This window comes from Enterococcus xiangfangensis (assembly GCF_005405365.1).
Taxonomy (GTDB): domain Bacteria; phylum Bacillota; class Bacilli; order Lactobacillales; family Enterococcaceae; genus Enterococcus_A; species Enterococcus_A xiangfangensis.
Genome location: NZ_BJDX01000008.1, coordinates 35,711 through 49,746, shown reverse-complemented (window position 1 = coordinate 49,746; position 14,036 = coordinate 35,711). Strand labels below are relative to the sequence as shown.

Here is a 14,036-nt window from a genome sequence, read left to right as displayed (position 1 = left end):
ACAAAAGGGGTCGGACCAGATATAGTCAATGTATCAACTAAACTTATCCATACAAGTTAAAGTGATCGGAGGAGAAAAGATGGAAAAATACGAAAAGGATACGAAAGACTTATTGGAGGCCATTGGTGGTTCCAAGAATATCTCAGCAGTAACACACTGTGCTACACGAATGCGCTTTGTTTTAAATGATCCTAAAAAGGCAAACGAAGAAAAAATCGAAGACATTCCTAGCGTAAAAGGGATGTTTACCAATGCAGGACAGTTTCAAGTAATCATCGGAAATGATGTTGCTGTGTTTTACAATGAATTCGTCAAGACTTCTGGTGTAACAGGTGTCTCAAAAGAAGCAGCAAAATCAGCTGCAAAGCAAAATCAAAATCCAATCCAACGCGCCATCACTGTTTTAGCAGAAATTTTTACACCATTATTACCAGCAATTATTGTCGGCGGTTTGATTTTAGGGTTTCGTAATATTTTAGAAGCTGTTCCGATGGGGTGGCTGAATGGTCAGACGATCGTTGAGGCTTCAACTTTTTGGAGCGGGGTCAATGGATTTTTATGGTTACCGGGTGAAGCGATTTTCCACTTCTTACCAGTAGGAATCACATGGAGTATCGCTCGTAAAATGGGTGCTACAGAAATTTTGGGGATTGTCCTTGGGATTACGTTGGTCTCTCCGCAATTACTAAATGCTTATGCAGTAAATGGAACGACTGCAGCGGAAATTGCTAAAAATTGGACTTGGGATTTTGGTTTCTTCACCGTTGATAAAATCGGTTACCAAGCACAAGTTATTCCAGCAATGCTGGCTGGCTTTCTATTAGTTTATTTGGAACGATTCTTCCGTAAACGCATTCCAGAAGCAATTTCGATGATTTTTGTCCCATTCTTTTCATTGATTCCAACAATTTTAGCAGCTCACCTTGTCTTAGGACCGATTGGTTGGAAAATCGGTACCGCAATCTCAGCTGTAGTGAATGCTGGTTTGACTTCTAGTTTTAGCTGGTTGTTCGGTGGAATCTTTGGAGCGCTTTATTCACCGCTCGTTATCACGGGGTTGCATCATACAACTTTAGCAATCGATTCACAATTGATCGCAGACTTTGGTTCAACTAATTTATGGCCAATGATCTGTTTATCGAATATTGCGCAAGGTGCGGCCGTTTTAGCAGTTGTTTTTGCTCATCGCGGCAATAAAAAAGAAGAACAAGTTTCGATACCATCTGTAATTTCTGCTTGGTTGGGTGTTACTGAACCAGCGATGTTCGGGATCAATCTGAAATATACGTATCCATTTATTGCTGCTATGATCGGCAGCGGGATCGCAGGACTATTTGTTACTTTATTTAAAGTTCGTGCATTGTCAATCGGTGTTGGCGGCCTGCCAGGGATCTTGGCGATTCGTCCGCAAGACTACTTGATTTTTGCGATAGCAATGGTTATTGCGATTGCTGTACCGTTTATTTTAACATTGACTTTCCGCCGGATCGGCTTATTTAATAAAGTTGACCGCTCAGGAGAAGTCCCAAGTTTAGATAATGAAACAATTCAAACAGCTGGAGCATCGGTTGAATTATTTGCGCCTATTGCTGGTAGACTGCATCCGTTAAGCAGTGCCAAAGATCCTGTCTTTGCAGAAGGCATGATGGGTCAAGGCGTTGTGATCGATCCTAGTGAAGGAAAGTTATATGCTCCATTCGATGGTCAAATTAGTTTATTGTTCCCAACGAAGCATGCGATCGGTTTAGTCAGCATGGAAGGGACAGAAGTATTGATTCATATTGGAATCGATACGGTTCAATTGGATGGAAAATATTTTACAAGCCATGTGGCACAAGGTGATAGCGTGAAAAAAGGTCAACTGTTGATGGAATTTGATATAGCAGCGATCCAAGCAGCGGGCTATGAAGTACAAACCCCAATTATTGTAACGAATTCGACTGAGTTTCAAGTGGATCCCCTGATTGAAGATGCGGCGGTCACAACTACTGAAAAAGTCTTATTAGCGACAAAACTATAAACGTTGGAGGATGACATGAGTTTTAAAGAAAAAGTAATTTACCAAATCTATCCAAAATCATTTTTAGATACAAATCAAGACGGTGTAGGTGATCTGCCCGGAATCAAACAAAAGATGCCTTACTTAAAACAGTTGGGTGTTGATATGGTTTGGCTGAGTCCAATCTATAGTAGTCCGCAAAAAGACAATGGTTATGATGTAGCCGATTATACCGCCATCAATCCTACATTTGGGACAATGGAAGATTTTGATAATTTGATGGCAGCGGCAAATGAGCAGGGAATCGAGATCATGTTGGATATGGTCTTTAATCACGTATCTACAGAACATGAATGGTTCCAAAAAGCATTAGCTGGCGAAAAAAAATATCAAGATTATTTCATCTTGCGCGATGAGCCGACGGATTGGGTCTCGAAATTTGGCGGCAATGCCTGGGCGCCCTTTGGTGAGACAGGCCGCTATTATTTGCATCTCTTTGATAAAACACAAGCCGACTTGAATTGGCGCAATCCAGAAGTTCGAGAAGAATTATTTAAAGTATTGCGCTTTTGGATGGCTAAAGGCGTCAAAGGATTCCGCTTTGATGTAATCAATTTGATTGGTAAAGATGAAGTATTGAAAGACTGTGCTGAAAATGACGGCAAGCCGGCCTATACGGATCGTCCCATCACGCATGAATTTCTTCAAATGATGAATCAAGCAACGTTTGGTCAAGATACTGAAATGATTACAGTCGGTGAGATGAGCTTCACTACAGTAAAAGAATGTATTTTGTATACAAAACCTGACCGTGAAGAATTAAATATGACCTTCAATTTCCACCATTTGAAAGTAGACTATAAGGATGGAAAAAAATGGACGCAGATGCCGTTTGATTTTACGAAACTAAAAGAATTGTTTCATACTTGGGGAACGCAGATGAGTGAAGAAAGCGGCTGGAATGCTCTTTTCTGGAATAATCATGATCAGCCGCGAGCATTGAATCGTTTCATCGATGTGGATAACTACCGCGTTACCGGAGCTAAAATGTTAGCCAGTGCGATTCATTTAAATCGTGGTACACCGTATATCTATATGGGAGAAGAAATCGGGATGCTCGATCCAGATTATGATTCGATGGAACAATACGTCGATGTAGAAAGTTTAAATGCTTATCAAGAGCTGTTGGATGCTGGAAAAACAGAAAAAGCGGCCTTTGAGATCGTCAAAGCCAAGTCTCGAGATAATTCCCGCACTCCGATGCAATGGGACAACGAAAGATACAGCGGGTTTTCACAAGTTGCTCCGTGGCTAACAATTGGAAGATCAGTAGCTGAGATCAATGTCGCCAAAGAATTACAAGAAGGTTCCATTTTTAAATATTATCAACAGCTGATTAAATTGCGGAAACAATACCCTGTAATCTCTGATGGAAGCTATGAAGCCTTTTTGCCGGAACATCCGCAGATTTATGGCTATGTCAGACGTTTAGCGGAACATTCGCTCCTTGTGATCAATAACTTTTTTGCAGAAGAGACGACGATCGAACTGCCAGAAGAATTTTTAGCTGGAGATGTTTTGATTGGTAATTATGCTGTTGAAAATATTACGAGAGAATTCACGTTAAAACCGTATCAAACAATGGCAATCTATTATTAGAGTTGTTACTACGGAAAATAGGCGAAACTACTTTCCAATCTGTTTCATTTATGCAGTTGTAAAATAAATACCAAAAAGAGTTCCGAAGAAATAATTTTATTTCTTCGGAACTCTTTTTTTATAATGACTATTTTGTCAGATCGATTCGTTTATTAACTAAATAAATCAAGCAGCCGCCTAATCCCATAGAAAGCAATTCGCCTAAGCCGATAATCAGCCAGTTAAAGAAAAACGGTGCTTGATAGAAAAAGCTTAACTGTCCTGCGACTGTAAACATTGAGAAGGCAAAAATTAAAGCGGTGATGATCATTTTCTTTTTAAGACTCACAATATTTTTAGTGACCGCTCGACAAATCAATAAAACGATCAAAGTAGAGACACTGCCTAATAAAACATCGACAATTCCTAGCGGAGAGGCCAGATTGGCGATCGCTACCCCTAAAGTCACTGCAATAGTGTATCGTTTGTTGAAAAGCGGTAAGTAATTGAACATTTCGGCTAATCGGAATTGGATCGCCCCGAAACTTATCACGGATAAAACAATCGTGACAGCGACATAAAGGCCTGTCACAACGGCCATTTTAGCCGTGTCAGTGGTTGTCCAGCGAGCTGAACTTTTTTCAAGATGCATTTTTATCATTCTCCTTTACAAGACAACGTCTCGTTGATAACTGCGGCCAAAGGATCGAAGTGTCGCAGTGCGAATTTCTCGCTATTACTCATCTTAGAGGATTTCAAAAAAATTGCAAGCTATTTTAAAAGCCAACCGCCATCGATTGGCAAAATAGTTCCTTGCATATAACGTGCTTCATCACTTGCTAAAAATAATGTAGCATAAGCAACTTCTTCTGGAGCCGCCCAACGTTTAACTGGAGTTTCATCAGCGACCCATTGTGCCATCTGACCATCACCGGCAAAGTCAGCTTGATTCATAGGCGTATTGATCGCACCTGGTGCCAGGGCATTGACATGAAGCCCTTTGGCAGCGTAATCTAATGCCAATTGCTTAGTGAAACCAACGATGGCATGTTTGCTAGCAGTATAAGCGATCCCGCCGCCGCCTGCGACAAGGCCAGCAATTGAAGCCATGTTGATGACCGTTCCTTGATTTTTCAATAATTCCTGCAAAAGTAATTTGGTCAGTGTGAACATACTTTTTACATTTGTATCTAAAATACGCGTCCATAAAGCGTCCTCTGTCTCAGCCAATGGTAAATAATCATCTAGCACGCCAGCAGTATTCAGTAAAATATCGACTGTACCGAACAAGGCATGACATTGTTGGATCGCTGTTTGTAGATCAGTTTTTTCACGGACATCACCAAGATAAAAACCAAAGCGTTCAGGAAATGTCTGCTGAAATTTTTGCAGCGACGATTCTTGTTGATCAAAGGCAAAGACTTGTGCGCCGGCATCAAGCATTGCTTGCGTCTGGGCCGCACCGATTCCCGATGCCGCGCCAGTGACAAAAACTGTTTTATTCGTGAAATCAAAGGTCATCATTTGACGATTTTCCAATCATCCGCCAAAATATCACAAACAGTCGGTGCAAAACTGGAGAAACCTTCATCTGCTGTTTTGATCAAGAAATAAGGTGTGACAGGTGAGCCGTCAAATTGCTGGTTTTCAACAAGTGTGACATATAACTCAAAGCCGCCCCAGCCTTCACGGATAATTTTTGCGCCTTTTTTTAATTCAGGTAAAATTGCTTCAAATGTCATTAGTTTTTTCTCCTTAGTAGCTTTAGTTTAGTTCGAGTCGCATGTTTCAATGATTTATCAAAGGATTTTTATTTTAGGATATTGAAAAAATGTGCGAGCATTGGTTAAAAATGATTTTCTGTTGGTAGAATACCAAAAAGTAAGGGCAGTCACAAGAAAATTAAGAAAAACGATATCTCGTTGTCGCAAATAGTGATTGTAACGAAAGTAAACTGCAGCATAGAAAAAAGGATACGACTTTTGTCATATCCCTTTTTCTAAAATAAACGGTGTTCGAAAAACAGCCGCTTGTTGGATTAGTCATCCTCATCTGTTTCAGTATTTTTGTTTTTGGCGCTGACTTTATTTCGGGTATTCCAATAAGTCTTGTAATCATCCTCGTCTCCGCCAATACCAAATTCATAGGTATTTTCTGCTGGACCGTCTTTTGCCCAAAGAGAAGTCGTTTCGCCACTCGGAACTTGATAATTTGTTCCATTATGAGAGACTTTGCCAGATTTCAAACCAGTGAAATCTGAAACTTTGATCTGTTTCACGTCATCTGATAACTCAAATTCTTCATTTTCAGCGAAAACAGATGGATTGACTTGATAAATTCGACCAGCAAGATAAGCCATGTAAGTCGCTGTTCGATTTCCCGCACCATCATTCATTGGTTTATTGTCATCTCGTCCAGTCCAAGTTCCCAATGTAATGGAAGGTGTGGAGACGATCAACCAGTTATCGGCATAGTTATCAGTCGTACCCGTTTTACCGACCCAATCAGCAGTACTTAAAGAATAATTCACACCGCTTAAAATGGATTTGAATGGAGTAGTATGTTGTTCGTTAATCACGCTGCGCATCATATCATTCATAATAGAAGCTGTAGCTTTTGAGAAAACTTGTACAGGAGCGTTTTTATGTTTGTAGATTTCTTTTCCTGTGCTGTCAGTGATCGATTCGATCATGTAACCTTGCTGATAAACACCGCCGTTAGCCAAAGTTTGAAATCCATTGATCTCTGTTAACGTAGAAATACCAGTCGTACCTAAAGGTGCTGATTCAACGCCCCAAGTATTTGAAGTCGGATAATTCATCTTCTTCAAATAATTATCGTAAGCAAATTGTTCAGAACCTTTCTTTGCCAACATGTCTTGGTAAACGTGATAGGCGGTGATGTTCGTTGATTCAACTAAAGCTTCCCGTGCTGTTTGGAAAGTTTTTGAACCTTTATTTTCCGCATTTTCCAACTCTTTGCCCGCGTGTTCGCCCCGTTGATACTTCATTGGGAAATCAGCGATCCGTGTGGCACTGCCCAACAATCCTTGATCAATTGCCGGACCGTATACTAAGACCGGTTTAATCGATGAACCGGCTTGCCGGACCGTATCAAACGCATGATTGTTTTGATTTGTATTGTAATCGCGGCTACCGATGAAACCATAGATTCGACCTGTTTGATTATCCATCATGACTGTTCCAGGTTCAATTGTTGCGCCGGAACCATCATCTAAATATTGTCCGTATTCAGCGACCCCAAGCTGCATCGCATCATAGATGTTTTTATCGATTGTCGATTTCACGACAAGTCCTTGATTTTGCATTTTGACTTTAGCTTGTTCGACATAGCGACTGCGCACATCGTCTTTGTTATACTCGCTGTCGCTGACACCGTCTTCTTCAGCTTGCTGTTTTGCTACGATGCTGATTGCTTCGTTGTAGACCGTATAGTATAAGAAGCCGTGTTGTTGGACTTCAATATCTTCACGCGCTTGGAAATCTTTTGAAAGATCATATTTTTTCGCCTCATCGTATTCCTTTTTAGAAATCATTTGTTGGCGGTACATGTTGAAAAGTACGTCATCTTTACGAGCCATTCCAATCGAATAATCTTGTTTTAAGTCCCCCGTATTGGTATAAGGACTGTAGACAATCGGACTTTGCGGCAAGCCAGCAATGAAAGCCGATTGCGGCAAGCTCAAGTCTTTTGCATGGACACCGAAGATACCGATCGCGGCTTCTTCAACGCCGGCGATATTTTGTCCTTTGTTATTGCGGCCAAAAGGTGAGACGTTCAGATAGGCAGTCAAGATCTCATCTTTGCTTAGATATTTTTCCAAATCAAAAGCTAAGACGATCTCATTGGCTTTTCGTTTAAAGGAAGTTTCATTGGTCAAGACTTGCTGTTTGACGACCTGTTGGGTCAATGTTGAACCGCCTGATCCAGCGCCAAAGCCGACGAGTTCTCCGAGTAAGGCACGTACGACAGCTTTAGGAACAACACCGCGATGTTCGTAAAAATTCTCATCTTCAGTAGCGACCAGAGCTTTTTTTACCCATGTGGAGATCTCATCAGAATCAACTTTCTCACGAATTGGATCCGATTGAATTGTTGCCAGCTCTTGGTCATCCGCATAAAGCAATTTTGATGGCTCTGCGATATCGCCAACTTCTTGTTTTATTTCTGTTTTTGTCGGTGTTGGCGTTCCTTCGACAAGATGAGCAAAATACCCAGCACCGATCCCAACGACGAGCAGGCCGCCTAAAAAAAGGACCACGATGAAGCCGAGTAACAGCGACTTGATCACCCGCAACGAAACATTGAGTGCAAAAAAACCGCCAAGAGTAGATTTTGCTTTCTTCTTGCTACTCTTTTTCGGTTGTTTACTTATTTTTTTCTTGTGAGCCAAAAAGTCCACCTCGTTAAATTCTATTCATTTTAATTATCTGTTGAATTATAGCAAAGTTTTACTTCTATTAACAAGCAGATCCAATGTTTGTAATCAAAACTTCAACTAATTGTTAAGGAAACAAAATGAATCAGATTTAATCAGCAGACTTCCATCCTCTTAAAACAGATTTTATTCGCACAGAACTTGGAATAAATCCGGCGAATACCTTTTATTTCCTCGTTTTTTCGGTTAATATGGGAAAGTATAAGCAGCAATCATTAAGAAATGAGATGCGTAATGAATCGATAGTTCATTTTTCTAAAATGAGGTATCAAAAATAATTAGGAGGATAAAAAATGCATTCAGACTTTTTCCAAGAATTAAAAGCCCGTGGCTTAATTTTTCAAGCAACCGATGAAGCAGCCCTAGAAAAACAATTAAATGAAGAGTCTGTTAAACTATATATCGGCTTTGACCCAACGGCAGACAGTCTGCACATTGGTCATTTATTACCGATTTTGACGTTGCGTCGTTTCCAACAAAACGGACACGTGCCGATTGCTTTAGTTGGCGGCGGAACCGGGATGATCGGAGACCCTTCATTTAAGGATGCAGAACGTCAATTAAATACATTGGATACTGTTCAAAGCTGGTCGCAAAGTATCAAAAATCAGCTTTCTGGGATCATCGATTTTGAAAATAAAGAAAATCCAGCAATCGTTGCCAACAACTATGAATGGTTGGGCGAATTAAAAATGATCGACTTTTTACGCGATGTGGGTAAAAACTTTACGATCAATTACATGATGAGCAAAGAAAGTGTGAAACGTCGAATCGAGTCAGGGATTTCGTACACGGAATTTGCGTACCAGTTATTACAAGCCTATGATTTTTACGAATTGAATAAACGCTATGGTTGCTTGCTGCAATTAGGCGGAAGCGATCAATGGGGAAATATCACATCAGGGATCGAATTGATCCGGCGTGAAGAGGGGAAACAGGCTTTTGGCTTGACGATGCCGCTAATCACTAAAGCAGATGGAACAAAATTTGGGAAAACTGAAGGCAATGCAGTCTGGTTAGACCCAGAGAAAACATCACCGTATGAATTTTATCAATTCTGGATCAATACAGATGATCGTGATGCAATCAAATTCTTGAAATACTTCACGTTCTTGAGTTTAGAAGAAATTGCTGCAATTGAAGCCGATTTTACAGCAGCACCTGAACAGCGCGCGGCACAAAAAGCTTTGGCAAAAGAAGTCACAGTGTTAGTTCATGGCGCAGAAGCTTATGAACAAGCAGTGCATATTTCTGAAGCACTATTCAGCGGTAACGTAAAAAACTTGAATGATGAAGAAATCAAACAAGGATTTAAAAATGTACCAAACTACCATGTACAAGCAGACGATGATCTGAATTTAGTCGAAATCTTGCTGACAGCTGGAATCGAAAATTCAAAACGGCAAGCTCGTGAAGATATCACTAACGGTGCCATCTACATCAATGGCGATCGTGTGCAAGAAGTAGCGTATACATTAAGTGATCAAGATAAATTAGCAGATAAATACATCGTTATTCGCCGCGGTAAGAAAAAATATTTTGTTTTACAATTTTAGTTAGGACTGTAAAGGGATTGTACCAATATTTTGGAACAATCCCCTTTCTTTATATTGCTGGGTAAGCGTTTTTCAGGTTGGAGAGGTGCGAGGATGCGAGCAGTTTTATTAAATTCATTCGGATTATTTGTTATTATCTTGATAGGCTATTTGACTAAGAGGCTCAACTTGTTAACCAAAGCAGACGGTTCGCTGATCTCAAAAATAGTTGTCAATGTCACATTACCGGCAGCAATCATCGTAAATCTGCAAGCATTAGTGATCAAAAATCAGTTGTTGCTCTTGATTTTAGCAGGACTATGTTTGAATTTGGCGATGATTATCGTCGGTCATTTTTTATCAAAAAAACAAGAACACATCGAACGCGAATTTTTAATGTACAGCGTTTCGGGTTACAATATTGGAAATTTTGCAATTCCTTTTGTGCAAAGTTTCATGCCGCTGGCCATTCCAATTTTATCTTTTTTTGATATCGGAAACAGTGTCATGCTGGCCGGCGGATCCAATGTGGTGATCGAAGGCATCAGTGGTGGGACGGAGGAGCGTCCTAGTTTTAAAAAAGTACTTGGACGTTTAGGTCGATCTGTGCCGTTTCTTTGTTACTTGATTATGATGTTTTTGCGTGTTGCGAAGATTGATTTGCCGCAAGACTTCTTTCAAATGGTGCAACCAATCGCTAACGCGAATACTTTTTTATCGATGTTTATGATCGGATTATTTTTAGAACTGCGCCTGCCGAGAAAAGATCTGGCATTGGTGGCGCGGGTCTTAGTAATCAAATATGGGGCAGGGCTGTTAGCCGTATGCTTAGTGCTGTTGCTGCCAGTCCCTGAAATGATCAAAATCGTTTTGTGTCTGGTCTCTGTCGGGCCAATCCCGACATTTGGTGTTATCAATAGTGTCGCGGCTGGAATGCGAGCGGAGGTGGTGGGTTTTACCTCATCCCTGAGTTTTTTGATCAGTCTACCGCTGATGACGAGTTTATTATTATTTCTATAAAAAAACTGGAGGTTTTTATGTTAATCGGTTCTCATGTAAGTATGAAGGGAAAAGGCATGTTGTTAGGTGCAGCGCAAGAAGCTGCCAGCTATGAAGCATCGACCTTTATGATCTATAGCGGCGCCCCGCAAAATACCCGCCGCAAACCAGTGGAAGAGATGAACATTCCAGCTGGTGAAGAATTTATGAAAGAACATAATTTATCCAATATCGTGATGCACGCACCATATATCATCAATTTAGGCAATACGAAGAAGCCAGAAATGTTTCCTTTTGCCGTCCAATTTTTGCGTGATGAGATCATGCGAGCAGAAGCGTTAGGCGCAATGCAGATCACTTTGCATCCCGGTGCCCATGTGGGTGCTGGCGAAAAAGCAGGCCTAGATCAGATCATCAAAGGCTTGAACGAAGTATTGACCAAAGATCAGCGTGCGCAAATTGCTTTAGAAACGATGGCAGGAAAAGGAACAGAATTGGGCAGAACATTCGAAGAATTGGCGTATATTATCGACGGAGTAACTTTAAACGAAAAACTCTCAGTAACCTTTGATACGTGCCATACTAATGACGCAGGTTACAATGTCAAAGAAGATTTTGACGGTGTACTGGCAGAATTTGACCGCGTGATTGGCTTGGATCGTTTGAAAGTACTCCACATAAATGATTCAAAAAATCCTATCGGTTCTCACAAGGATCGTCATGCCAATATTGGTTTTGGTACGATCGGATTTGATGCGCTGAACGCTATCGTACATCATGAAAAGTTGCAACAGCTGCCTAAAATTTTAGAGACACCATACGTAGGAGCAGACAAAAAGAATCAACAAGCTCCTTATGGATTTGAAATTGCTATGTTAAAAGCTGGAAAATTTGATCCAGATGTATTAACAAAAATCCAAGCACAATAAAAAAACCGACACTCTAACTGATCGGCTGACTTGTTAGGACAAAGAAATAAGTAAGTCCTTACGGTCAGTAGATTGCTTTGAGTGTCGGCTTTTTTATTGGTTACTTCTGTTATAAAGTGAAGCCGAATCGTTAGACAAGCAGATTGAAGGTTTTTAAGTTTAACTTGCTGTAGAATCAGTAGTTATTCTCGGATTTGACCATCGCCGTAGATGATGTATTTACTAGAAGTCAACTGTTCCAAGCCCATCGGTCCGCGAGCATGTAATTTTTGCGTAGAGATCCCAATCTCTGCACCAAGTCCAAATTTAAAACCGTCAGTAAAACGAGTGGATGCATTGATATAAACCGCCGCTGCATCGACTTCTTTTAGAAATTTTTGTCCATTATGGTAGCTGTCAGTCACGATTGCTTCCGAATGTTTAGAGTTGTAGTGATTGATGTGCTCGATCGCTTCATCGATAGTAGCGACGACCTTGACTGCTAAAATGTAATCCAGAAATTCAGTTGACCAATCTGCTTCTGTTGCCAAATTTGCTTGCTTTAAATGAGATAAAGCGAGAGCATCCCCTCGTAAAGCGACATGCTGGGGTGTCAAAGTTTGTTCAACCATTGGTAAAAATTCAGCGGCAACTGCTTCGTGAACCAATAAAGTTTCGACAGCGTTGCAGACGGCGGGGCGCTGTGTTTTCCCATTGACAACTATTTTTAACGCCATCTCCAACTGTGCGGCGGAATCAACATAGATGTGATTGTTGCCGGTACCTGTTTCAATTACTGGGACAGTCGCATTATTTTTGACACGTTGGATCAAACCGGCACCGCCGCGAGGAATCAAAACATCTAAATACTCATCCAACTGCATCAGCTCATTGGCTGTAGCATGAGAAGTGTCATTGACAAATTGGATCATTTCCGGATCTAGCTGATTGTTACGCAAAGTCTGCTGCATCAGTTTTACTAATAGTTGATTAGAGTAAAAGGCTTCCTTGCCGCCGCGTAAAATTACCGCATTGCCGGATTTGAAACATAGGCTAGCCGCATCCGTAGTTACGTTTGGCCGCGATTCAAAAATAATCCCGATCACACCTAGAGGAACGCGTTGTTGTCCAATCAGCAGCTGATCTTCTGTCCGCCACATCTTTTCCACTACACCGATTGGATCAGGCAATGCTGCGACTTGTCGAATCCCTTCAGCCATCTCCTGGATCCGTTTATCTGTTAAGCAAAGCCGATCAATCATCGACTCAGAAATTCCATTTTCTTTTGCTCGACTCAAATCCTGGCGATTTTCCGCTAAGATTATTGCCGTATTCGTTGTTAAATCAGTTGCCATTTGTAGCAAGCAATTATTTTTTTGTACAGTTGTTAGCTGACCTAATTTTTGAGCCGCCAATTTGCTTCGCTGTCCTAGTGTAGTTAATAAGCTATTCATATTTTTCCCCCTTAAATAATGTTCCGACTTCTTTGCCTGCTAAGATATCAAAAATTATTCTAGGAGGTTTGCCGTTTGCCAAGACCATCGTACTTTTTTCAGCTAAGACTCTTTGAGCGGCTTTCAGCTTGCTGACCATGCCACCTGTACCAAAACGACTGCCTTCGCCGCTGGCCTGATCCAGCAATGTTTGATTAATCACTGAGACAGTAGAGTATAAGACAGCATGTTTATTTTTGGTGGGATTTTCCGAATAAAAACCATCGATGTCACTTAACATAATCAAAACATCCGCCTTCACCAATTGTGAAACAATCGCGGATAATTCATCATTGTCACCAAATTTTCTCGTGTGATCCATTTCATCGACCGCTACAGTATCATTTTCATTGATAATCGGTAGAATTCCCATTGCGAGCAGTTGTTCCAATGTATTGATGACGTTTGAGCGGCTTTCTGGGAAATCAACAACATCTCGTGTCAATAAAACTTGAGCTGTTTGTTGACTATATCTTAAAAAGCGTTGATTGTAGATTTGCATCAGTTCCGCTTGACCGACTGCCGCGACCGCTTGTTGTAGCGGGATCTCACACGGACGTTGGGAAATCATCAGTTTAGCCATTCCGACACCAATCGCACCAGAAGAGACTAACAATATTTCTTTTCCTTGATTGCGGAGGTCAGTTAAAACGAAGGCCAATTGATCAATACCATCCAAATTGATCTTGCCGTTTGGGTGGATCAGGGAACTTGTCCCAATCTTCACCACGATCCGATTGACAGATTTCAAAAAATTTCTCATAGTTGCACCTCTTCACTTAGCCACCAGGAAGAAAGGTATTGTTTCGAAGTTTATCATATTTTAATTATTATTTCACCGTATTTTTATAAAAAGTTGAAGAAATATGCGGTTTATTTGGTTTTTATCAGTAAAAAAGCGTTCTTTTCTTCTCTTAATAGAAAATAAATAGCTGAATAATCGATCAGATTGAATGAAAATTTCATAGTTGGATTTTAAGATTTTGAAAACGGCTTTTCTTTTGC

At 40.7% G+C, this 14,036-nt stretch carries 11 protein-coding genes; 5 read left to right on the top strand and 6 right to left on the bottom strand.

Annotated features, from left to right (window positions below):
• The first annotated feature begins 79 nt into the window (after positions 1–79).
• The gene (gene treP / locus FFM68_RS10175; protein WP_137619231.1) at positions 80–2,020 is read left to right on the top strand and encodes a PTS system trehalose-specific EIIBC component; all 1,941 of its coding nucleotides are present in this window, start codon (positions 80–82) and stop codon (positions 2,018–2,020) included.
• A 15-nt stretch (positions 2,021–2,035) separates the two neighbouring features.
• Positions 2,036–3,658 carry an alpha,alpha-phosphotrehalase gene (gene treC, locus FFM68_RS10170; protein WP_137619230.1) on the top strand — a complete coding sequence of 541 codons (1,623 nt, stop codon included), beginning with the start codon at positions 2,036–2,038 and terminating at the stop codon, positions 3,656–3,658.
• 127 nt (positions 3,659–3,785) lie between these two features.
• Here the strand turns inward: treC and FFM68_RS10165 are convergent, their stop codons facing one another.
• From FFM68_RS10165 to FFM68_RS10150, 4 genes are all read right to left on the bottom strand, one after another.
• The gene (locus FFM68_RS10165) at positions 3,786–4,289 is read right to left on the bottom strand and encodes a QueT transporter family protein (protein ID WP_137619229.1); all 504 of its coding nucleotides are present in this window, start codon (positions 4,287–4,289) and stop codon (positions 3,786–3,788) included.
• Between the two features lie 119 nt (positions 4,290–4,408).
• The gene (locus FFM68_RS10160) at positions 4,409–5,161 is read right to left on the bottom strand and encodes a 3-oxoacyl-ACP reductase (protein WP_137619288.1); all 753 of its coding nucleotides are present in this window, start codon (positions 5,159–5,161) and stop codon (positions 4,409–4,411) included.
• The gene (locus FFM68_RS10155; protein ID WP_137619228.1) at positions 5,158–5,379 is read right to left on the bottom strand and encodes a DUF2829 domain-containing protein; all 222 of its coding nucleotides are present in this window, start codon (positions 5,377–5,379) and stop codon (positions 5,158–5,160) included. The genes FFM68_RS10160 and FFM68_RS10155 overlap by 4 nt, the downstream gene beginning before the upstream one ends.
• Positions 5,380–5,675: 296 nt before the next feature.
• Positions 5,676–8,051, bottom strand: coding sequence for a transglycosylase domain-containing protein (locus FFM68_RS10150; RefSeq protein ID WP_137619227.1), 2,376 nt, complete (start codon positions 8,049–8,051; stop codon positions 5,676–5,678).
• Between the two features lie 338 nt (positions 8,052–8,389).
• Here FFM68_RS10150 and tyrS point away from each other — a divergent pair, with 338 nt between their 5' ends.
• The 3 genes from tyrS (at position 8,390) to FFM68_RS10135 (ending at position 11,559) form a co-directional block, all read left to right on the top strand.
• Positions 8,390–9,652, top strand: coding sequence for a tyrosine--tRNA ligase (gene tyrS / locus FFM68_RS10145; protein WP_137619226.1), 1,263 nt, complete (start codon positions 8,390–8,392; stop codon positions 9,650–9,652).
• Between the two features lie 93 nt (positions 9,653–9,745).
• Positions 9,746–10,651, top strand: coding sequence for an AEC family transporter (locus tag FFM68_RS10140; protein ID WP_137619225.1), 906 nt, complete (start codon positions 9,746–9,748; stop codon positions 10,649–10,651).
• Positions 10,652–10,668: 17 nt separating this feature from the next.
• Complete coding sequence (locus FFM68_RS10135; protein ID WP_137619224.1) at positions 10,669–11,559, top strand: deoxyribonuclease IV; 891 nt, start codon at positions 10,669–10,671, stop codon at positions 11,557–11,559.
• A gap of 182 nt (positions 11,560–11,741) precedes the next feature.
• Here FFM68_RS10135 and FFM68_RS10130 read toward each other — a convergent pair whose 3' ends face one another.
• Together FFM68_RS10130 and proB are read right to left on the bottom strand one after the other, a co-directional pair.
• Complete coding sequence (locus tag FFM68_RS10130; RefSeq protein ID WP_137619223.1) at positions 11,742–12,992, bottom strand: glutamate-5-semialdehyde dehydrogenase; 1,251 nt, start codon at positions 12,990–12,992, stop codon at positions 11,742–11,744.
• Complete coding sequence (gene proB / locus FFM68_RS10125) at positions 12,985–13,794, bottom strand: glutamate 5-kinase (protein ID WP_137619222.1); 810 nt, start codon at positions 13,792–13,794, stop codon at positions 12,985–12,987. Before proB ends, FFM68_RS10130 begins: the two co-directional genes overlap by 8 nt.
• Positions 13,795–14,036: the final 242 nt, after the last annotated feature.

Bases quoted from the DNA above. Each gene is read 5' to 3' on its own strand.
- treP (WP_137619231.1), top strand. From the start codon at position 80: ATGGAAAAATACGAAAAGGATACGAAAGACTTATTGGAGGCCATTGGT.
- treC (WP_137619230.1), top strand. From the start codon at position 2,036: ATGAGTTTTAAAGAAAAAGTAATTTACCAAATCTATCCAAAATCATTT.
- FFM68_RS10165 (WP_137619229.1), bottom strand. From the start codon at position 4,289: ATGCATCTTGAAAAAAGTTCAGCTCGCTGGACAACCACTGACACGGCT.
- FFM68_RS10160 (WP_137619288.1), bottom strand. From the start codon at position 5,161: ATGATGACCTTTGATTTCACGAATAAAACAGTTTTTGTCACTGGCGCG.
- FFM68_RS10155 (WP_137619228.1), bottom strand. From the start codon at position 5,379: ATGACATTTGAAGCAATTTTACCTGAATTAAAAAAAGGCGCAAAAATT.
- tyrS (WP_137619226.1), top strand. From the start codon at position 8,390: ATGCATTCAGACTTTTTCCAAGAATTAAAAGCCCGTGGCTTAATTTTT.
- FFM68_RS10140 (WP_137619225.1), top strand. From the start codon at position 9,746: ATGCGAGCAGTTTTATTAAATTCATTCGGATTATTTGTTATTATCTTG.
- FFM68_RS10135 (WP_137619224.1), top strand. From the start codon at position 10,669: ATGTTAATCGGTTCTCATGTAAGTATGAAGGGAAAAGGCATGTTGTTA.
- FFM68_RS10130 (WP_137619223.1), bottom strand. From the start codon at position 12,992: ATGAATAGCTTATTAACTACACTAGGACAGCGAAGCAAATTGGCGGCT.
- proB (WP_137619222.1), bottom strand. From the start codon at position 13,794: ATGAGAAATTTTTTGAAATCTGTCAATCGGATCGTGGTGAAGATTGGG.